This is a genomic window from Pseudomonas sp. IT-P253 (assembly GCF_949768125.1).
Classification (GTDB): Bacteria; Pseudomonadota; Gammaproteobacteria; order Pseudomonadales; family Pseudomonadaceae; genus Aquipseudomonas.
Genome location: NZ_CATKPT010000022.1, coordinates 197,646 through 216,943, shown reverse-complemented (window position 1 = coordinate 216,943; position 19,298 = coordinate 197,646). Strand labels below are relative to the sequence as shown.

Below are 19,298 nucleotides of genomic sequence, written 5' to 3'. Positions count from 1 at the left end.
GGAAAAGTCAACTGATGCAGTTTCTCTGCAGATGCTCGTAACTTATTGATACCGTGCGTGTTTAGCATCTATCCTTATACTGGATCCACTTTTGTAGCCTCCAAGGCTATCCAATTTTACGCCCCGAGGTGCCCATGAGTCAGGCGTTTCTCCCGTTCTCCAGACCCAGTATCGGCGATGAAGAAATAGCCGCCGTCGAGCAAGTATTGCGCTCCGGCTGGATCACGACCGGGCCAAAAAACCAGGAACTGGAAGAACGATTCGCCAACTACGTTGGGTGCCGACATGCCGTTGCACTTTCTTCGGCTACCGGTGGTATGCATATCACTCTGTTGGCATTGGGAATCGGTCCCGGCGACGAAGTGATCACACCGTCCCAGACTTGGGTCTCCACGGCCAACATGATCAGCCTTCTGGGCGCGACCCCCGTGTTTGTCGACGTCGACCGCCACACCCTGATGAGCGACCTCTCAAGCATCGAGGCCGCCATCACGCCTCGCACCCGGGCGATCATTCCCGTGCATTACGCCGGCGCGGCGTTCGATCTCGACCCGCTCTATGCGCTGGCCGATAAACACGGTATCCCTGTCATCGAAGATGCCGCCCACGCGGCGGGCACGTACTACAAAGGGCGCCACGTCGGCGCCAAGGGCACGGCGATCTTCTCGTTCCATGCGATCAAGAACATGACCTGCGCCGAAGGCGCAATGTTCGTCAGCGACGATGAAGCGCTGGCCAACCGTGTACGCATGCTCAAGTTTCATGGCCTCGGTGTCGACGCCTACGACCGCCTGACCCACGGCCGCAAGCCTCAGGCCCAGGTCATGGAGCCCGGCTTCAAATACAACCTGGCGGACATCAATGCCGCCATCGCCCTGGTGCAGTTGCAGCGTCTGGACGAGATCAACGCCAAGCGCACGGAACTGGCCCAGGCCTACTTGCAGCGGCTCGAAGGCCTGCCCGTGCAACCGCTGACCGTGCCTGCCTACCCGCAGCAGCATGCCTGGCACCTGTTCATCCTGCGTATCGACGCCGAGCACTGCGGGCTCGACCGCGAAGCGTTCATGAAGGCCTTGCAGGAACAGAACATCGGCACAGGTATTCACTTTATCGCCACACACCTGCACACTTACTACCGTCAGCGTTACCCCGAGATTTACTTGCCAAACACCGAATGGAACTCGGCGCGATTGTGTTCGATCCCGTTGTTCCCCGATATGACCCTCGATGATGTTGATCGTGTCGTCGGCGCCATTAAAAACACACTGGACAAAAACCTGTGAAACCTTATCCCATCCGCTGCGTGTCGATCGTCATCCCGGTCTACAACGAGCAAGATAGCCTGCCGGAGCTGCTGCGGCGCACCGAAGCGGCGTGTCAGCAGCTGCAACATGAATATGAAATCGTGTTGGTGGATGACGGCAGCCGCGACGACTCGGCGCAACTCCTCGAAGACGCCGCCAATCGTGAAGGCAGTTCGGTGGTGGCGGTCATTCTCAATCGCAACTACGGCCAGCACGCCGCAATCATGGCCGGGTTCGAACAGTGCAAGGGTGATGTAGTCATTACCCTTGACGCGGACCTGCAAAACCCTCCCGAAGAGATCCCGCGCCTGGTGGCTCAGGCCGAACTGGGCTATGACGTCGTCGCCACGGTGCGTAACAACCGTCAGGACTCTGCCCTGCGTCGCTGGCCGTCGAAGTTGATCAACCTCGCCGTGCAGCGCTCTACCGGTGTCGCCATGAGCGACTACGGCTGCATGTTGCGCGCCTACCGGCGCACCATCGTCGATGCCATGCTCGCCTGCCGCGAACGCAGCACCTTTATCCCGATCCTGGCCAACAGCTTCGCCCGGCACACCACGGAAATCCTGGTGATGCACGCCGAGCGCGAACACGGCGAATCGAAGTACAGCCCGATGCGCCTGGTCAACCTGATGTTTGACCTGGTGACCTGCATGACCACCACGCCCCTGCGACTGTTGAGCATCGTCGGCTTCGCCATGGCCGCACTGGGCGTTCTTTTCGCCATCGCGCTGGTCATGCTGCGCCTGGTCTTCGGCGCAGGTTGGGCCGGTGGCGGTACATTCGTGTTGTTCGCTGTGCTGTTCGTCTTCACTGGCGGGCAATTCATCGGCATGGGCCTGTTGGGCGAGTACCTGGGTCGCATGTACAGCGACGTCCGCGCCCGCCCCCGGTTCTTTATCGAAAAGGTCTTGCGTAGCCCATCCGCCACGCCAGCACCTGTCGTTCTCGTTGACAGTCTCAATTCCACCTCTTCAGATCAGGTTCTCTCATGAGCGCAAAAGCTGTTGTCTTCGCCTACCACGATATCGGCTGTGCCGGCATCGAAGCCCTGCTCAGCTCCGGCTATGACATCGCGGCCGTGTTTACCCACGCCGATGACCCGAAGGAAAACGCCTTCTATGGCTCCGTTGCGCAACTGTGTGCCCGCAACGGTATCCCGGTGCATGCACCGGAAGATGCCAACCATCCGCTGTGGATCGAGCGCATCAGCAAGCTCAACCCGGATTACCTGTTCTCGTTCTACTACCGCAACCTGTTGAGTGAACCGCTGCTGGCCACGGCCAGTAAAGGCGCGTTCAACCTGCACGGTTCGTTGCTGCCACGCTACCGTGGCCGCGCACCGGCCAATTGGGTCCTGGTCAAAGGCGAAACCGAAACCGGCGTGACCCTGCACCGCATGGTCAAACGTGCCGACGCTGGCGCAATCATTGCCCAGCAACGGGTGGCGATTGAGCGCAGTGACACGGCACTGACCCTGCACGCTAAATTGCGTTCGGCCGCTTCCGAGCTGCTGCGTGAAACCTTGCCGACGTTGCTTCAGGGCAAAATCAGCGAAACCGCACAGGACGAATCGAAAGCGACGGTGTTTGGTCGTCGTACGCCTGAAGACGGCAAACTGCTGTGGCAAAAACCGGCCGAAGAACTGTTCAACCTGGTCCGCGCCGTGACCCAGCCATACCCGGGCGCTTTCTGCGCCGTGGGCGAACACAAGCTGATCGTCTGGAGCGCCGAAGTTGTCAAGGGCAATGAAGGCCTGGCACCTGGCCGTGTCATCAGCGTCGACCCGCTGCGTATTGCCTGCGGCGTAGACTCCCTGGTGGTCAACGCCGGGCAGCGTAACGAAAACGGCTTGTACCTGAGCGGCCCACAGCTGGCCAATGAGCTGGGTCTGGTGGATGGTTCCGTGTTGCGTGGCGCAGAGTCCGGTCGTGCCCCGCGTCGCACCCGCGTGCTGATCCTGGGTGTCAACGGCTTCATCGGCAATCACTTGTCCGAGCGCCTGCTGCGTGACGACCGATACGAAGTGTATGGCCTCGACATCGGCTCAGACGCCATCGAACGCCTGCGCAGCCATCCGAACTTCCACTTCGTTGAAGGCGACATCAGCATCCACTCCGAGTGGATCGAATACCACATCAAGAAGTGCGACGTGGTCCTGCCGCTGGTGGCGATTGCCACGCCAATCGAGTACACACGCAACCCGTTGCGCGTTTTCGAACTGGACTTCGAAGAGAACCTGAAACTGGTTCGTTACTGCGTCAAATACAACAAGCGCGTGATCTTCCCTTCGACTTCGGAAGTCTATGGCATGTGCCAGGACGGCAACTTCGACGAAGACACCTCCAACCTCATCGTGGGTCCGATCAACAAGCAACGCTGGATCTACTCGGTCTCCAAGCAATTGCTCGATCGTGTGATCTGGGCCTACGGCCAGAAAGGCCTGAACTTCACCCTGTTCCGTCCTTTCAACTGGATGGGTCCACGCCTTGACCGTCTCGACTCGGCGCGTATTGGCAGTTCCCGGGCCATTACCCAGCTGATTCTGAACCTGGTGGAAGGCACGCCGATTCGTCTGTTCGATGGTGGTGAGCAAAAACGCTGCTTCACCGACATTGCCGATGGCGTAGAAGCCCTGGCGCGGATCATCGACAACGATAACGACGTCTGCAATGGTCAAATCATCAACATCGGCAACCCGGACAACGAAGCCAGCATTCGTCAATTGGGCGAAGAGCTGTTGCGCCAGTTCGAAGCTCACCCGTTGCGCAGCAACTTCCCGCCGTTCGCCGGTTTCCGCGACGTGGAAAGCAAGGCGTTCTACGGCACCGGCTATCAGGATGTGTCCCATCGCAAACCAAGCATCGACAACGCCAAACGTCTGCTGGACTGGGCGCCAACCGTAGAGATGAACGAAACCATCGGCAACACACTGGATTTCTTCCTGCGTGAAGCCATGCTCGAAATCGCGGACAAGCGCTGATGCAGGCAGGCCTTCGGATCGATGTCGATACCTACCGAGGCACCCGTGAGGGGGTGCCTCGACTGTTGGAAATCCTTGATGAAGCACAGGTCAAAGCAACCTTTTTCTTCAGTGTCGGTCCGGACAACATGGGGCGCCATTTATGGCGCCTCATCCGCCCGCAATTTCTCTGGAAAATGCTCCGTTCCAACGCAGCCGGCCTTTATGGCTGGGACATCTTGCTGGCCGGCACCGCGTGGCCAGGCAAACCGATTGGCCGTGACCTCGGGCACTTGATGCGTCAGGCCCAGGCCGCCGGGCATGAAATCGGTCTGCACGCCTGGGATCACCATGCGTGGCAGGCCAATGCCGGGCGCTGGAGCGATGCACAGCTGGTCGAGCAGATTCGTAAAGGCGTGGACGAGCTCAGTGACATCCTCGGGCAGCACGTCACGTGTTCGGCCTCCGCCGGTTGGCGGGCGGACGAGCGTGTGATCGAAGCCAAGCAAGGTTTCAACTTTCGCTACAACAGCGACTGTCGCGGCCACAGCCTGTTCCAGCCGACTCTGGCCGGTGGCGGTCTGGGTGCACCGCAGATCCCGGTTGACCTGCCGACCTTCGATGAAGTCGTCGGCCCGATGGTGGCTTCCAAGGACTTCAACGCGTACATTCTTGACCGCTTCACCCCTGAACAACTCAACGTTTACACGATACATGCCGAAGTAGAAGGGATTCTGATGGCCAACGATTTCCGCCAACTGCTGGCCGACGCGCGCCAGCGAGGCATCTGTTTTCAACCTTTGGGCGATTTGCTGCCTGAGGTCCCCGGCACCCTGCCGATCGGCAAAGTGGTGCGTGGCACGCTCCCAGGCCGCGAAGGCTGGCTGGGAGTCCAGGGCGCATGACCAAGCGCTGGGCGTTACCGATATTACTGATCGTTTGCGCGGTGGCCTATCTGCTGCCACTGGGCACCCATGGCTTATGGATTCCCGACGAAACCCGCTACGCCCAGATCAGCCAGGGCATGCTCCTGAGCGGCGACTGGGTGTCGCCGCATTTCATGAGCCTGCGCTACTTTGAAAAGCCGGTGGCCGGTTATTGGATGATCGCCATCGGCCAAGCGGTGTTTGGCGACAACCTGTTTGGCGTGCGCATCGCTTCAGCTGTCAGCACCGGGCTCAGCATGCTGCTGTGTTACCTGATCGCCCGCAAGCTGTGGAACGAGCCGCGCAAAAGCTTCGCCTGCGCGTTGCTGTACATGAGTTTCACGGTGATCGCCGGCCAGGCTGGTTATGCCAACCTCGACCCGCAGTTCACCTTTTGGGTCAATCTGAGCCTTGTCGGTTTGTGGTTTGCGCTGGACAGCGTCAACCGTGGCCAGCGCCTGGCTGGCTGGGCCGTGACGGGCCTGGCTTGCGGCATGGGGTTCATGACCAAGGGTTTTCTCGCGTGGCTGCTGCCCGTGCTGATCGCCCTGCCCTGGATGCTCTGGCAAAAACGCTGGCGTGAACTGTTGATCTTCGGCCCTGTGGCGATTGTCGTGGCCATTGCGGTGAGTCTGCCGTGGGTGTTGGCAGTGCACGCTCAAGAGCCCGATTACTGGCGATTCTTCTTCTGGCACGAACATATTCGACGCTTCGCCGGGGACGACGCGCAGCACGACTCACCGTGGTGGTTTTACTTCCCGTTGCTGGTGGCATTCAGTCTGCCGTGGGCGGGGTTGCTGCCATCGGCGCTCAAACAAGCCTGGGAAACGCGACGCCAGGCACGCATCGGATTTCTGTTGCTGTGGCTATTGATGCCGCTGTTTTTTTTCAGCCTGAGCAACGGAAAACTGCCGACCTACATCATGCCGTGCCTGCTGCCGCTGGCGTTGTTGCTGGGTAATGTACTGGCAGACCGCTTGAAGCTCGACCAAGGCCGGGTGCTGGGCATCAATGGCTTGCTGAATTTGGCCCTGGGCCTGATAACCCTGCTGGCACTGGTCTACCTGCAACTGAAAAAGCCGCTGTACAATCATGAACTGCATAATCTGGTGCTGGTGTTCATCGGCCTGACCGGCTGGATCATGGCCAACCTGCTGCAGGCCTTCAGGCCCCTGCAATGTTGGGCGGCGCCGTCAATCGGCAGCCTGCTGCTCATTGGCTTGTTGCCGGCGGGGCTGCCCGAATCGGTGGTCGCCAACAAAATGCCCGATCAGTTCATCCTTGAGCATGCACCGGAACTCGGCCACGCCAGCCAGTTGCTGAGCAATGACCTGGGTGCCGCTTCGGCGTTGGCCTGGCGCCTGAAACGCCCGGACGTGGCGTTGTACAACACGATTGGCGAATTGAAATACGGCCTTGACTATCCTGACGGCGTGCAGCAACAGATTGATCTGGATAAGGTTCAAGCGTGGATGCACGAAGCCCGCCGGAAAGGCTCGGTCGGTGTAGTCATGCGCGTCAAGGGTGACGACGAATTGCACGAAGTCGAACTGCTGCCAAAGGATGGCAAACGCTATGAACGAGGCAACATCGTGATCCTGATCTTCCCACAGGAGCCGTCATGAGTCTGCTGCTGTTGTTGGCCGCGTGCCTGCTGACGTGCCTGGGCCAGATTGCCCAGAAGTACGCCGTGGAAAGCTGGCGCGGCCAAACCACAGGCTGGGGCGAAAAACTGCTCTCACCCTGGCTCTGGCTGGCACTCGCGGCCCTGGGGTTGGGGCTGCTGGTCTGGTTGCTGGTGCTACAGCGTCTTGAAGTCGGCGTTGCCTACCCGATGCTGAGTCTGAATTTCGTGCTTATCACCCTGGTCGCCCGATTCGTGTTCCACGAAACCATCGACCGTCGCCACTGGCTGGGTGTGGCACTGGTGATCGGTGGCGTGGTTCTGCTGGGGCAACACACATGAACCTTCGTCGCGGAATCACCTTCGCGCTGGGCAGCGTGCTGTTGGTCAGCGCCGCGCAGTTGGGCATGCGCTGGAGCATGAGTCGCCTGCCCGTCCCGCAACAATTATTGAGCTCCAACATCGATTTGTACGCCGTCGCCGTGGTGCTGGCAGCGATCTTCGCTTATGCCCTGTCGATGCTTTGCTGGCTGGTTGCCCTGCGGGATGTGCCGTTGGGCCGGGCTTATTCGCTCCTGAGCATCAGCTACGCGCTGGTGTACCTGTTGGCCGCCAGCCTGCCGCTGTTCAACGAAGATTTCACTCTTTCAAAAAGCCTCGGGGTGGCCCTGGTCATACTAGGCGTCATCACCATTAACTCTCGACCTGCTCGCGCGCGCGAACTCAGGAGTACTCCATGAAAATCAGTGTATTTGGTAGCGGTTACGTTGGCTTGGTGCAAGCAGCCGTCCTGGCTGAAGTCGGCCATGATGTCGTTTGCATGGACATCGACGAGAAGAAAGTCGAGTTGCTCCAGCACGGCCACGTAAGCATTTTCGAACCAGGGCTGGCCAGCCTGGTGCGCGAAGGTCTGGAAAGCAAACGGTTGCAGTTCACCTCGGACGAGAAATTTGCCGTGCAGCACGGCCAGGTGCTGTTCATTGCGGTCGGGACACCATCACGGGAAGACGGCTCGGCAGACTTGCGCTACGTGCTGTCCGTGGGAGACGCGGTCGCGCGTCACCGCGAACAACCGGTGATTCTGGTGGAAAAATCCACGGTGCCGGTGGGCACCGGCGATACCTTGCGTGCACATATCGACCAATGCCTGGAAAAAGCCGGCCGGTCGCTGCAGTTCGATATCGTATCCAATCCGGAGTTTTTGAAAGAAGGCTCGGCCGTGAACGATTGCCGCCGTCCAGACCGGATCATCATCGGCTGCGAAAGCGATGCTGTGCGTGATGTGATGCGTGATCTCTATGCACCGTTCAACCGTAACCACGACCGTGTCATGTTCATGGACTTGCGCAGCGCCGAGCTGACCAAGTACGCGGCCAACTGCATGCTGGCGACCAAGATCAGCTTCATCAACCAGATCGCCGAACTGGCCGAACACCTGGGCGCCGACATCGAATCGGTGCGCCTGGGCATCGGTGCCGACTCACGCATCGGCTACCACTTCATCTATCCCGGCTGCGGTTATGGCGGTTCTTGCTTCCCCAAGGACATGCGTGCCCTGATCCACAGCGCTGAAGAAGCCCATTGCTCAAACGACCTGCTGAAAGCGGTTGAAGCCATCAACGAACGCCAAAAAAACAAACTGTTTGACCGCATCAATGCGTTCTACAAGGGCGAGTTGCAGGGCAAGACCTTCGCCGTGTGGGGCCTGGCGTTCAAACCCAACACCGACGACATGCGCGATGCACCGAGCCGGGTGCTGCTGGAGTCACTGTGGGCGGCTGGCGCCAACGTTCGCGCGTTCGACCCGGAAGCCATGCAGGAAACCCAGAAGCTGTATCCAGACGAATCGAAACTGATGCTCATGGGCACACCGGAATCGGTATTGACCGATGCCGATGCGCTGATCATCTGCACCGAATGGCAGCAGTTCAAAGCGCCGGACTTCGACCTGATCCAGCAGCGTCTCATTGCACCGGTGATCTTCGACGGACGCAACCTCTACGACGCTGATCGCCTGGCACGCAACGGGTTCACGTATTTCCCGATGGGACGCGGTGAGTCACGCAAATTGCCGATTCCACATCAACAGTGGCCGGTGACTCCAGCCGTCACTCAATTGTGATGTCCATACCGGTTCGCCAGCAGTCGCTCATCATCGGGCTGCTGGCGCTGGTGCTGTTCAGCGCCGGGGTTTATCAGCAGGCGGCGATCGGCTTCGATTCGCGGTTTGTGCTGTTCGCCCAGGAAATGCTGCGCCATGGGCCGACGGTGTTTCCGACCACCTACGGCCAGCCTTACGCTGATTACTCGGCGGTCTCGACGCTGTTTATCTGGTTGTTGTCCTTGCCATTCGGGCAGGTCAACAGCTTCAGCGCCTGGTTTCCGAGTGCCATAGCCGCGGCGGTGATCGTCACGTTGATGTACCGGTTGTTGGCGCCCTGCTCCCAACGATGGGCGCTGCTGAGCATCGCCCTGTTGTTGCTGACCAACACCTTTGTCACCGAAACCCGTGCCGTGTCTCAGGACCTGATACTCGCGGCAGTGGCGTTTTCGGTGTTCTATGTGGGTTATGCCGCCGATCATTTTGCGGCGCCTCGACGCTGGCTGCTGATCTTTGCCCTGTTGCTCCTGGGTTTCGGGGTGCGTGGGCCGATTGGTTTGGTCGTTCCGACCGGCATGCTGTGCAGTTACTTCTTGCTCAATCGTCAATGGCAGCGACTGTTCGGTTTCGGCCTGACGGCGGCCGTACTCCTCGCGGTGTGCGTCGGCGCTTTGTTATGGCTGGCCGAAGCCAGTGGCGGCCCGGTCTTTATGCAAGACGTGGTGCGCATGCAGTTCATGGGACGCATGAACGGCAGTGAGGGCGTCAGTGGTTCGCTGTATTACTTCACCAGTTCGATGGGTAACTATGCGCTGGCATACCCGTTGGCGCTGTTGGCATTGGCGGCAGTGTGGCTGGTCAAACCGCGCCAGGCCGGACCCGAGCTTCGGCTGTTGCAATATTGCGCAGCTGCCGGACTGATCGTGATGGTCGGGTTGTCGATTCCCCAAGCGAAAAAAGCCCGTTACCTGCTGCCGATGTTGCCCATGGCGGCGATTATTGCGGCGTATCCGTTTCAGGTTGCGAAGGGTCGGGTATTCGGCTGGTTGCGGGGTTTGATGCAAGGATTGTGGCTGTTGATTCCAGCGCTGCTGATCGGAGCGCTTCTCTTCGGTCATCGACGGTTTCCAGAACAGCTGACCATGACTGCGCTCATGCCTGTCTTGGTGATTCTGGGCCTGCTGCAAGTCGTCACACTGGCAGCGCTTTTCAGGCCTCGCTGGCGGGCGCAAACGCTGGCGTTTTGCGCAGTCCTCGGATTGTGGTCGATGTATATCCTGGTGTTCGAACCGGTCGAACGGCAGCTCTATGACTCGCGGACCTTCAGCCTTGACGCGCTCGCGCTTGTACAGAAAGACCCCGCGCCCCTGGTGCTGCATCGCATGGGCCAGGACGCCAAGGGCATCAAGTTTATGGTCAATACCGAGCAAGACCTGAAACCGGTTTTCACGGAAACGACTCAGGAACTGGAAAGCCTGGCGGGACCTGCCTGGTTGATGATGGACCTGAACGATTACAACGCACTGCAAGGCACTGTTGTGGGTGCGCTGCCACCCGTGTTGAGTGGGCGTTTCGATAAGAATGATTTCGTCTTGCTGCACCTGAAACCATAGTCTGGACGGAACATATTAACGACTGCTGCGCAGTCGGACGTAGCCTTCGGCAACGGCTACAAGACCTGAGTACACCGAGGTGTATGTAGCAGCTGGCGAAGCCTGCGTCCGGCTGCGCAGCAGTCGTAAGTTATTGAGCGCAACAAGTTACCGATTCTGACCACGCTTTACCCGTTGCCGACCTCAAACCGGCGCTTTCAGATCCACCCCCAACGCCTGGGCAAATGCTTTCACCAGCGGACTGCGCACAGTGTTGTGACGAAGGATCAGATTGAACGGCGTGAGGATGCTGATCAGGTCTGGGCGCACCGCCCGAAATTGCCCCTGGGCCACCCACGGCGCGGCGTAATGCTGGGGTAAAAAACCCACGAAACGGCCGGTCTTGATCAGCAACGCCACGGCTTCCACCTGAGTGGCCGAGGCGGAAAAGCTGTCGTAATGGGCGAAGTTCAGCTTGTCTCGATGAATCGCATAGCGATGGTTGATGCACGCGTGATCCTTGAGCACCTGGCTGCCCATTTCCGCGTCCGGCATCGAGAACAACGGATGTCCGACGGCGCAATAAACCTCCGAACGTTCTTCATACAGCGCGTAGTAATCAAACTCTTCCCGCTTTTGATAAACCGGGACAATCCCCGCTGTTAATCGCCCCTCTACGACGCCTCTTTCCACTTCATCCAGTTGAGAAGTTTGAAGTTGAAACCTTACTTTGGGCGAGCCTTCATTAATTCGTCTAAGCGCCGCAACTAACGGCGAATTAATGTCGGTAATCGTATTATCAATAACCCCCACACCAAGGTCGCCGATCAGTTCGTTTTGCGCGGAACTAAGCCTGTCCCTGAAGTTATCGACCGACGCAAATAAATCGATGGACGCCTGATACACCAGACGGCCCTCTTCGGTCAGGTGAAAACCTTCTCGGCCTCGGGTGCACAGGCGCATGCCGATACGGATTTCCAGGTCGGATATCTGTTTGCTGATGGCTGCCAGCCCCACATTCAGCTCGTTCTGCGCCGCGCTGAAGCCTCCGGCCTCGACCACGGCCTTGAACACCTTGAGCAGTTTGAAGTCCAGACCGCTGAGGGCCAGCGGTGCCCGATACGCCGTTTTCGGCGGCGGGTTTCCGGAATTGGAAAGTGGGGTTTCCATAATGCTTATTTACCTCTGGCACGCTATTCAACAACCTGTGTCCAACAACAAAAACATAGCTGGCCAATAATAATGACCACAGAAAACCAAGCTTGGCAACCGCTAATAATTTTCGCACTTCAGTGCCAACCCACTGATTTCGCGCAATTAAAAATTGACACTTCGATCAACTCTCGCCACTTCGCAACTGCCCTCATCAAACCTGCTTGAGCCGAACCACGCCCGAATGATTTGCGGCGGATGTTCCGGGCTTGGCACACCGATTTCAGTTCGCTTTACCGACGAGGAAAACAACAATGTCTCAAACCACCGACCGTCTCTGGGGTGCTCGCTTCAAAAGCGGCCCATCCGAAGCCCTGGCGGCCTTGTCCCGTTGCCCTGAGCGCTACTTTCGCCTCACGCCGTATGACCTCGCCGGTTCCAAGGCCCATGCCCGTGAACTGCAACGCGCCGGTCTGCTCGACGAGCAAGAAACCCTGAGCATGCTCGACGCCCTGGAGCGCATCGGTGATGACTTCCGCGCCGGCAGTATCGCGCCGACCCTCGACGACGAAGACGTCCACACCTTCATCGAACGCCTGTTGACCGAGCGCCTAGGCGCACTCGGCGGCAAACTGCGTGCCGGGCGTTCACGCAACGACCAGACGGCCAACGACCTGCGCCTGTTCCTGCGGGATCACGTCCGCACCCTGGCCGTCGAAGTGCTGGCCCTGCAACACGCACTGGTCGATCAGGCCGAGCAGCACATCGAAAGCATCTGCCCTGGGTTCACCCACCTGCAGCAAGCCCAACCCATCGTCTTCGCGCACCACTTGCTGGCTCACGCCCAATCGATGCTGCGTGACGTGCAACGTCTGGTGGACTGGGACGTGCGCACTTCGCTGTCGCCACTCGGCGCGGCGGCCATGGCCGGCTCCGCCATCGCTCGCCTGCCTCAGCAGTCGGCCAAGGAAATGGGCTACAGCGGGGTCTGTGAGAACTCCATCGATGCTGTGGCCAGCCGCGACCACGTCGCCGAATTCCTGTTTATCGCAAGCATGTTGGGGATCAACATTTCCCGCCTCGCCGAAGAATTCTGCCTGTGGTCGTCGCGGCAATTTCGCTGGGTCGCACTGGACGATGCCTACGCCACTGGTAGCTCGATCATGCCGCAGAAGAAGAACCCGGACATCGCTGAGCTGGCCCGGGGCAAGGCGGGTCGCTTGATCGGTAACCTGACCGGTCTGCTCTCCACCCTCAAATCCCTGCCGCTGTCCTACAACCGCGACTTGAGCGAAGACAAGAACGGCGTGCTCGACAGCGTCGACACCCTGCTGTTGGTGCTGCCGGCCATGGCCGGGATGGTGGCGACCATGAAGGTCAACGTCGAGGAACTGCGGCGCCAGGCACCGCTTGGCTTCACCCTCGCCACCGAAGTCGCGGACTGGCTGGCCGTGCGCGGCGTACCGTTCAAGGAAGCCCACGAAATCACCGGTGCGCTGGTACAAGCCTGCGAGAAACACGACATCGAACTGTGGGAAGCGTCGCCGGCGCTGCTGGCCGAGATCGACCCGCGCCTGAAACCTGAAGTGCGTGACAGCCTGACCCTCGAAGCCGCCATCGCTGCCCGTAGCGGTTGGGGCGGCACCGCGCCGCAACAGGTGCGCGAACAAATCGGCCGCTTGAAAACTGCCCTCGCCGCCCAGCAAGCGTGGACCGAGAACTATCAGGGTTTCCGCCTCTGAATAAGGCGAAAAACCTGTAGGAGCGAAGCTTGCTCGCGAAGAGGCCGTGTCAGTCAGTATCAGTGGTGAATGACACACCGCTTTCGCGAGCAAGCTTCGCTCCTACAGGGATTAACACCAGTGTACGGAGAAGCAACATGAGCCAGACCCAGGCAGAACGACTCCAGTCGGAGCGAAAACTGGCGGAAAACCAGTTCGACATTACCCAGTACCACCACGTGCCTCGGCGCTATTACGGGCGGATTTTCTTTGCCACCGTCATCGTCATCGCCCTTCTCGGGCTGGTGCGTGCCTTTGCCGAAGGCAAGATCGAATGGTCGTACATCGGCCAGTTCGTCACGTCGCAAGCGATCATATGGGGATTGTTCAACACCATCGTCATGGCGGTGCTGGCGATGGCACTGGGCATTGTGTTCGGGGTCATCACGGCGATCATGCGCATGTCGGCCAACCCGATCCTGCGCTACGTGGCGGTGACCTACACCTGGCTGTTTCGCGGCACGCCGCTGATCCTGCAACTGCTGTTGTGGTTCAACCTGGCACTGATATTCCCCACCATCGGCATCCCCGGCCTGTTCGAAATGGACACCGTGAGCCTGATGACCCCGTTCGTGGCCGCCCTCCTCGGTTTGAGCATCAACCAGGGCGCCTACACCGCCGAAGTGGTACGCGCCGGCCTGCTGTCGGTGGACACCGGTCAGTACGAAGCGGCCAAGTCGATCGGCATGCCGCGCCTGCAAGCACTGCGCCGAATCATCCTGCCACAGGCCATGCGGATCATTATTCCGCCGGTCGGTAACGAATTCATCGGCATGGTGAAAATGACCTCGCTGGCGAGCGTCATCCAGTATTCGGAACTGCTCTACAACGCCCAGAACATCTACTACGCCAACGCCCGCGTGATGGAGCTGCTGATCGTCGCCGGTATCTGGTACCTGGTCGCCGTCACCGTCCTGTCCTTTGGTCAAAGCCGTCTGGAGCGTCGTTTCGCTCGCGGCGCCGGCAAGCGTTCTTGAGGAGTTCACCATGAGAAGCATCGTCAAGGCCGTGAGCCTGAACAAATATTACGACCAGTACCACGCGCTCAAGGACATCAATATCGAAGTCGAGCAAGGCGAAGTGCTGTGCATCATCGGCCCGTCCGGCTCGGGCAAAAGCACATTGCTGCGTTGCGTCAATCAGTTGGAAAAGATCGACAAGGGCGGCCTCTGGGTCGACGGCGAGCTGGTGGGTTACCGCGTGGTCGGTAACAAACTGCACGAACTCAACGAGTCGCAGATCGCCCGCCAGCGCCTGTCCACCGGCATGGTGTTCCAGCGTTTCAACCTGTTCCCGCACATGACTGTGCTGCAAAACATCGTCGAAGGGCCGTGCCAGGTGCTCAAGCGTTCGCCCAAAGAGGCGCACGACGAAGCCGTGGAATTGCTCGCCCGCGTCGGCCTGGCCGACAAGCGCAACAGCTACCCGATCGAGCTTTCGGGGGGGCAGCAACAACGCGTTGCCATCGCCCGTGCGTTGGCCATGCGCCCCAAGCTGATGCTGTTCGATGAACCCACTTCGGCACTCGACCCGGAACTGGTCGGTGAGGTGCTGTCGGTGATGCGCGATCTGGCGCAAACCGGCATGACCATGATCGTCGTCACCCATGAACTGGGCTTCGCTCGCGAGGTTTCCAACCGCATGGTGTTCATGGACGGCGGCCAGATCGTGGAGGCAGGAAGCCCCGAAGAAATACTAATAAGTCCGCAAAACCCTCGCACCCAAAGCTTCATTTCTGCCGTTCGAACCTAAGCGCCAGCCTCGCAAACCAAGAGCTGCATAACAACACACATAAGAGAACGACCATGAAGAGTTTCGTTATCCCAGCAGTACTCGCAGGCCTGATGGCGTCCAGCGTCAGCTTCGCCGCCGAATTACCCGCCAGCATCAAGAGCAAGGGCGAGATCGTCGTCGCGATCATGCCGAACTACCCGCCCATGGACTTCAAAGACCCGGCCACCAACACCCTCACCGGCCTCGACTATGACCTGGGCAACGCCCTGGCCGAACGTCTGGGCGTGAAAATCAAATGGCAGGAAACCGGCTTCGAGCAAATGATCAACGCCTTGACCACCGACCGCGTGGACATGGTGCTGTCGGGCATGACCGATACCGTCGAGCGCCAGGCCAGTGTGACTTTCGTCGACTATTTCACCAGCGGCCCGCAGTTCTACACCTTGCAGAAGAACAAGGATTTCAACGAAATCACTGATCTGTGCGGCAAGAAAGTCGGCACCAGCCGACGGACCACCTTCCCGGCGGAAATCGCTGAATACAGCAAGACCCACTGCGAAGCCGCCGGCAAACCGGCCATCGTGGTGATCGGCACCGAAGGTTCGGCGGATGCGCGTGCGCAACTGCGTCAGAGCCGCATCGATGCGGCGATGCAGGGAAGCGAGACCCTGCCCTACCTGAAGACTCAGGAAAAGGACATGTACAAGACGGTCGGGATGCCGATTTCCGTGCAGTTCACCGGGTTGGGTGTGAGCAAGAAAAAGCCTGAGTTGAGTGACGCGGTGAAGGTCGCGTTGCAGAGCATGGTGGATGACGGAAGCTATCAGGCGATCCTGAAGAAATGGGATTTGGAGCTGGGTGCGATCAAGACCGTGAGCATCAACGGCGGGAAGTAATGCTTACCCAGTAGGAGCGAAGCTTGCTCGCGAATGCGGTGTGTCATTCGACATCTGTGCTGACTGGCACACCGCATTCGCGAGCAAGCTTCGCTCCTACTGGGGTTGTGTTTACCTTTAGATGAATGGAGCGCAAAGATGTCCTCCTCAACCCAACCCACCTGGCCTGGCCAGCACAACGCCTGCCTCGCCCTGGCTTTCGACCTCGACGGTCCCACTGGCGATGCCATGCTCAATGGCTCGATCTGGCACAAGCCCGAGTACTTCGGCTTCGGTGGTTACGGCCCCTACCGGGCATTGCCACGCCTGCTCGATGTACTCGACGAGTACCGAATCCCGACGACGTTTTTTGTCCCGGCCTGGGTCGTGGAAAACTGGCCGAAACAGTGCCAGGCCATTGTCGAGCGTGGGCATGAAGTGGCCTACCACGGCTACAAACACGAATCTTTTTACGCCCTGACGCTGGAACAGCAAAAGGACGTGATGAATAAATCCCGCGAGGTGTTCTGGACACACCTGAACATCCGTGCCGCAGGTTTCCGCACGCCGTCAGGTGACTGGCGCGCCGAAACCCCGGCCATGTTGGTGGAAGCCGGCGTCACCTATTCCAGCAGCATGCGCGGCGATGACCGGCCCTACCTGGTGAAAGTACCTGGCTTTGAAACCCCACTGGTGGAAATTCCCGGCCGCTGGGAAATGGACGACTACGCCTCCCTCGCCTATACCCGCGCGCCGGATTTCCCTTGCGGACTGGATCGCACCGCCAGCTACGAATTGACGCTGGACAACTGGTGCCGCGAATACGACGGCGCGATGAATGAAGGCTTGTGCCTGACAACCCTGTTCCACCCCAAGATCACCGGCAAACCGGGGCGCATCCTGTTGCTGGAGAAACTCTTCGAATACATGCGCAAGCGCGACGACGTCTGGTTCGCCACTTGCCGCGATGTCGCGCAGTGGTGGCTGAAGGAGCATCACCATGGCTGATTCCCCGGTCTGGCCCAAAGGCTACCGATGCGCCGTGGTACTGACCGTCGATTACAACGACATCCACGGCATTTTGACCCAGGCCCCGGAAGTCGCCGGGCGCGACAAGACCCTGTCGGTCTGGCGTTATGGCACACGGCGCGGTGTCGACCGTTTGCTGGCATTGTTCGCCGAACTGGGGGTGACCAGCAGCTGGTTTGTTCCCGGCATCGTCGCCGAGGAAAACCCGGACCACCTCCGGGCGATCCAGGCCGCAGGGCATGAGATTGCGTGCGCAGGCTATCGCCATCAGCATTACGACGCACTGGACCTGGCCGCGCAACGTGCCGAAATCGCCAAGGGCTGCGAAGCCTTGAAAGCGCTGACCGGCCAGCGTCCGACAGGTTTCCGCATTCCGGCCGGCAACGGCGCTCCGGGTTTTATCGAAGCACTCAAGGACCAGGGCATTCGCTGGTCATCGTCATGGCGCGGTGATGATTTGCCGTTTGCGCACCCGACGGCGCCCGAAGTGATCGAACTGCCCCTGCATTACGAACTGGAGGATGAACCCTACTTTGCGTTCAACCTGAGCCCGGCCGTGCCGCCAGCGCAATCGCGGATCGCCTCCTACAGTCACACCCTCGGCAACCTGCAAATGGACTTTGCCGGGTTTCACCGGTTCGGGCTGTGTTACGTACTGCGGCTGCACCCGGAGATTATTGCCACCCCCGGGAGAATTGGCGTGTTGCGCGAGTTGCTCCAGGGCATCCAGCAGCACGATGACGTGTGGATCGCCACCGGCGCTGAAGTGGCCCGGTGGTGGGCGCAATCGGCAGCACCGGTGACCGAGGATCACCCGGCTGCGGTCTATGAACGGCACTATCGGGAGTACATCGTATGACGGAGCGCATGCAGCGACTGGCGCAGTTCTGCGTTGACAGCCGATTTGAAGACTTGCCTGCGGCGCTGGTGGCACAAGCCACGCGGCACATCCTCGATACCTTTGGCGTGACGCTCGCCGGGGCGGGTAGCGATGTCGCCAGACAGGCGCGGCAGGTCTTCGACGGTGAAACCGGCCAAACGTTAGTCTGGGGCACCGAGGTAAAGGTCGGTGCCGCTCAGGCGGCGATGCTCAACGGTGTCGCCGCTCATGCACTGGAGCTGGATGACACCGGCGGTTGCGACCATTCCGGTGCGGTGGTGCTGCCGGCCGTTATGGCCGCCGTGTCGATGCTTACGCAGCCGGTCAGCGGTCGCGAGCTGATTGCAGCGGTGGTCATCGGCTACGAAGTCGGCCGTCGGGTGCTCGAAGCCTGCGGTGGTTACTCCGCGCACAACGGCGCGGGTTGGCACTCCACCGCGACCTGCGGCGTGTTTGGTGCGGCCGCCGCCAGTGCACGAATTCTGCGGCTGGATATTGCGCAGACACAGTCGGCGCTGGGCATTGCCGGCAGTTTCAGCGCAGGTCTATGGGCCTTTATTCATGACGGTACGCAAAGTAAAAAACTTCACACCGGACGCGCGGCTGAAGGTGGCCTGCTGGCGGCCCGGTTTGCCCAACGGGGCATCACCGGGCCGAGTCGTTTGTTCGATGACGTCTGGGGTGGTTTTTTGAAAACGTTGGCCGGAGTGAATTCACAGCCTGAAGCGCTGGATGCCGACCTGGGCGTGGTGTGGAAGCTCGCCCGCTGCTCGATCAAGCCTTACGCCGCATGTCGGGGGACTCATTCGGCGATCGACGCGTTGGGTCTGTTACTCGAGCAACTGCGGGTGGGTGCTGATCAGGTCGAGGATGTTCACGTTTCGTTGTGCAGCTTTCTTCTGGACATGTGTGGCGGGCGTGACGTCAGCACCTTGGCCGCGGCGCAGATGAGTCTGCCATATGCCTTGGCCGCGCGGCTGGTCCATGGTCATTGCCGGCTGGAAGCTTATGACGATGAACAACGTGGCGATCTGCGTATCGCGCACTGGATGTCGCGCATTCACCTTGAAGTGGATTCGCAACTGTCAGAGGATGGCGAGCCTGTCATCAGCGTGCGCACCGTGGACGGTCGACGTGCGAGCCTGTGCGTCGATCCGCCACTGGGGGCGCCGGGGAATCCGCTGAGTGATGCCGCGCTGGAACAGAAGTTTTTTAGTTTGGCGACGCGGGTAATGCCTCAGGCGCAAGCCGGGGAATTGCTTGAGCAGTTGTGGCGACTTGATGAGCTGGAATCGGTCGAAATACTTCAGCTGCGAACACAGAACTTGTAGCAGCTGG

At 59.6% G+C, this 19,298-nt stretch carries 17 protein-coding genes; 16 read left to right on the top strand and 1 reads right to left on the bottom strand.

Going from position 1 to position 19,298, the window contains the following annotated elements:
- Positions 1-134 precede the first annotated feature (134 nt).
- The 9 genes from arnB to ACM6IR_RS13695 are packed head-to-tail and all read left to right on the top strand — an operon-like array spanning position 135 to position 10,530.
- Positions 135-1,283: a UDP-4-amino-4-deoxy-L-arabinose aminotransferase gene (gene arnB, locus ACM6IR_RS13735; RefSeq protein WP_414908207.1), complete on the top strand. Its 1,149-nt coding sequence runs from the start codon at positions 135-137 to the stop codon at positions 1,281-1,283.
- On the top strand, positions 1,280-2,299 hold the full coding sequence (gene arnC, locus ACM6IR_RS13730) for an undecaprenyl-phosphate 4-deoxy-4-formamido-L-arabinose transferase (protein WP_414908206.1): 1,020 nt from the start codon (positions 1,280-1,282) through the stop codon (positions 2,297-2,299). The genes arnB and arnC overlap by 4 nt, the downstream gene beginning before the upstream one ends.
- Entirely contained in the window at positions 2,296-4,287 is a 1,992-nt protein-coding gene (gene arnA, locus ACM6IR_RS13725; RefSeq protein WP_414908205.1) for a bifunctional UDP-4-amino-4-deoxy-L-arabinose formyltransferase/UDP-glucuronic acid oxidase ArnA, read from the top strand. Before arnC ends, arnA begins: the two co-directional genes overlap by 4 nt.
- Entirely contained in the window at positions 4,287-5,171 is an 885-nt protein-coding gene (gene arnD / locus ACM6IR_RS13720; protein ID WP_414908204.1) for a 4-deoxy-4-formamido-L-arabinose-phosphoundecaprenol deformylase, read from the top strand. Before arnA ends, arnD begins: the two co-directional genes overlap by 1 nt.
- Positions 5,168-6,817 (top strand): lipid IV(A) 4-amino-4-deoxy-L-arabinosyltransferase, encoded by a 1,650-nt coding sequence (gene arnT, locus ACM6IR_RS13715; protein ID WP_414908203.1) that lies wholly within the window; start codon positions 5,168-5,170, stop codon positions 6,815-6,817. Before arnD ends, arnT begins: the two co-directional genes overlap by 4 nt.
- Positions 6,814-7,158, top strand: a complete 345-nt coding sequence (gene arnE / locus ACM6IR_RS13710; protein WP_414908202.1) for a 4-amino-4-deoxy-L-arabinose-phosphoundecaprenol flippase subunit ArnE — start codon at positions 6,814-6,816, stop codon at positions 7,156-7,158. Before arnT ends, arnE begins: the two co-directional genes overlap by 4 nt.
- On the top strand, positions 7,155-7,556 hold the full coding sequence (gene arnF, locus ACM6IR_RS13705; RefSeq protein WP_414908201.1) for a 4-amino-4-deoxy-L-arabinose-phosphoundecaprenol flippase subunit ArnF: 402 nt from the start codon (positions 7,155-7,157) through the stop codon (positions 7,554-7,556). The genes arnE and arnF overlap by 4 nt, the downstream gene beginning before the upstream one ends.
- Positions 7,553-8,938, top strand: a complete 1,386-nt coding sequence (locus tag ACM6IR_RS13700; RefSeq protein ID WP_414908200.1) for a UDP-glucose dehydrogenase family protein — start codon at positions 7,553-7,555, stop codon at positions 8,936-8,938. Before arnF ends, ACM6IR_RS13700 begins: the two co-directional genes overlap by 4 nt.
- Positions 8,938-10,530 carry an ArnT family glycosyltransferase gene (locus ACM6IR_RS13695; protein WP_414908199.1) on the top strand — a complete coding sequence of 531 codons (1,593 nt, stop codon included), beginning with the start codon at positions 8,938-8,940 and terminating at the stop codon, positions 10,528-10,530. Before ACM6IR_RS13700 ends, ACM6IR_RS13695 begins: the two co-directional genes overlap by 1 nt.
- 183 nt (positions 10,531-10,713) lie before the next feature.
- On the opposite strand, the gene ACM6IR_RS13690 is transcribed toward ACM6IR_RS13695, so the two are convergent.
- Positions 10,714-11,679, bottom strand: coding sequence for a LysR family transcriptional regulator (locus tag ACM6IR_RS13690; protein ID WP_414908198.1), 966 nt, complete (start codon positions 11,677-11,679; stop codon positions 10,714-10,716).
- 296 nt (positions 11,680-11,975) lie between these two features.
- On the opposite strand from ACM6IR_RS13690, the gene argH reads away from it, so the two are divergent.
- The 7 genes from argH to ACM6IR_RS13655 all read left to right on the top strand — a co-directional run bounded on the left by argH (position 11,976) and on the right by ACM6IR_RS13655 (position 19,291).
- Entirely contained in the window at positions 11,976-13,403 is a 1,428-nt protein-coding gene (argH, locus tag ACM6IR_RS13685) for an argininosuccinate lyase (protein WP_414908197.1), read from the top strand.
- A gap of 137 nt (positions 13,404-13,540) precedes the next feature.
- Positions 13,541-14,419: an amino acid ABC transporter permease gene (locus ACM6IR_RS13680; protein ID WP_414908196.1), complete on the top strand. Its 879-nt coding sequence runs from the start codon at positions 13,541-13,543 to the stop codon at positions 14,417-14,419.
- A 10-nt stretch (positions 14,420-14,429) separates the two neighbouring features.
- Positions 14,430-15,194, top strand: coding sequence for an amino acid ABC transporter ATP-binding protein (locus ACM6IR_RS13675; RefSeq protein ID WP_414908195.1), 765 nt, complete (start codon positions 14,430-14,432; stop codon positions 15,192-15,194).
- A gap of 53 nt (positions 15,195-15,247) precedes the next feature.
- A complete protein-coding gene (locus ACM6IR_RS13670; RefSeq protein ID WP_414908194.1) occupies positions 15,248-16,072 on the top strand; it encodes an ABC transporter substrate-binding protein in 825 nt (274 codons plus the stop codon).
- A gap of 138 nt (positions 16,073-16,210) precedes the next feature.
- Positions 16,211-17,059, top strand: a complete 849-nt coding sequence (locus ACM6IR_RS13665) for a polysaccharide deacetylase family protein (RefSeq protein ID WP_414908193.1) — start codon at positions 16,211-16,213, stop codon at positions 17,057-17,059.
- Entirely contained in the window at positions 17,052-17,939 is an 888-nt protein-coding gene (locus ACM6IR_RS13660) for a polysaccharide deacetylase family protein (RefSeq protein ID WP_414908192.1), read from the top strand. Before ACM6IR_RS13665 ends, ACM6IR_RS13660 begins: the two co-directional genes overlap by 8 nt.
- The gene (locus ACM6IR_RS13655; protein WP_414908191.1) at positions 17,936-19,291 is read left to right on the top strand and encodes an MmgE/PrpD family protein; all 1,356 of its coding nucleotides are present in this window, start codon (positions 17,936-17,938) and stop codon (positions 19,289-19,291) included. Before ACM6IR_RS13660 ends, ACM6IR_RS13655 begins: the two co-directional genes overlap by 4 nt.
- Positions 19,292-19,298 lie beyond the last annotated feature (7 nt).

Excerpts from the sequence above, each read along its gene's own strand:
- ACM6IR_RS13660 (WP_414908192.1), top strand. The coding sequence starts at position 17,052 with ATGGCTGATTCCCCGGTCTGGCCCAAAGGCTACCGATGCGCCGTGGTA.
- argH (WP_414908197.1), top strand. The coding sequence starts at position 11,976 with ATGTCTCAAACCACCGACCGTCTCTGGGGTGCTCGCTTCAAAAGCGGC.
- arnB (WP_414908207.1), top strand. The coding sequence starts at position 135 with ATGAGTCAGGCGTTTCTCCCGTTCTCCAGACCCAGTATCGGCGATGAA.
- ACM6IR_RS13655 (WP_414908191.1), top strand. The coding sequence starts at position 17,936 with ATGACGGAGCGCATGCAGCGACTGGCGCAGTTCTGCGTTGACAGCCGA.
- arnT (WP_414908203.1), top strand. The coding sequence starts at position 5,168 with ATGACCAAGCGCTGGGCGTTACCGATATTACTGATCGTTTGCGCGGTG.
- arnE (WP_414908202.1), top strand. The coding sequence starts at position 6,814 with ATGAGTCTGCTGCTGTTGTTGGCCGCGTGCCTGCTGACGTGCCTGGGC.
- arnD (WP_414908204.1), top strand. The coding sequence starts at position 4,287 with ATGCAGGCAGGCCTTCGGATCGATGTCGATACCTACCGAGGCACCCGT.
- ACM6IR_RS13675 (WP_414908195.1), top strand. The coding sequence starts at position 14,430 with ATGAGAAGCATCGTCAAGGCCGTGAGCCTGAACAAATATTACGACCAG.
- arnF (WP_414908201.1), top strand. The coding sequence starts at position 7,155 with ATGAACCTTCGTCGCGGAATCACCTTCGCGCTGGGCAGCGTGCTGTTG.
- ACM6IR_RS13670 (WP_414908194.1), top strand. The coding sequence starts at position 15,248 with ATGAAGAGTTTCGTTATCCCAGCAGTACTCGCAGGCCTGATGGCGTCC.
- ACM6IR_RS13695 (WP_414908199.1), top strand. The coding sequence starts at position 8,938 with ATGTCCATACCGGTTCGCCAGCAGTCGCTCATCATCGGGCTGCTGGCG.
- ACM6IR_RS13700 (WP_414908200.1), top strand. The coding sequence starts at position 7,553 with ATGAAAATCAGTGTATTTGGTAGCGGTTACGTTGGCTTGGTGCAAGCA.
- ACM6IR_RS13690 (WP_414908198.1), bottom strand. The coding sequence starts at position 11,679 with ATGGAAACCCCACTTTCCAATTCCGGAAACCCGCCGCCGAAAACGGCG.
- arnA (WP_414908205.1), top strand. The coding sequence starts at position 2,296 with ATGAGCGCAAAAGCTGTTGTCTTCGCCTACCACGATATCGGCTGTGCC.
- ACM6IR_RS13665 (WP_414908193.1), top strand. The coding sequence starts at position 16,211 with ATGTCCTCCTCAACCCAACCCACCTGGCCTGGCCAGCACAACGCCTGC.
- ACM6IR_RS13680 (WP_414908196.1), top strand. The coding sequence starts at position 13,541 with ATGAGCCAGACCCAGGCAGAACGACTCCAGTCGGAGCGAAAACTGGCG.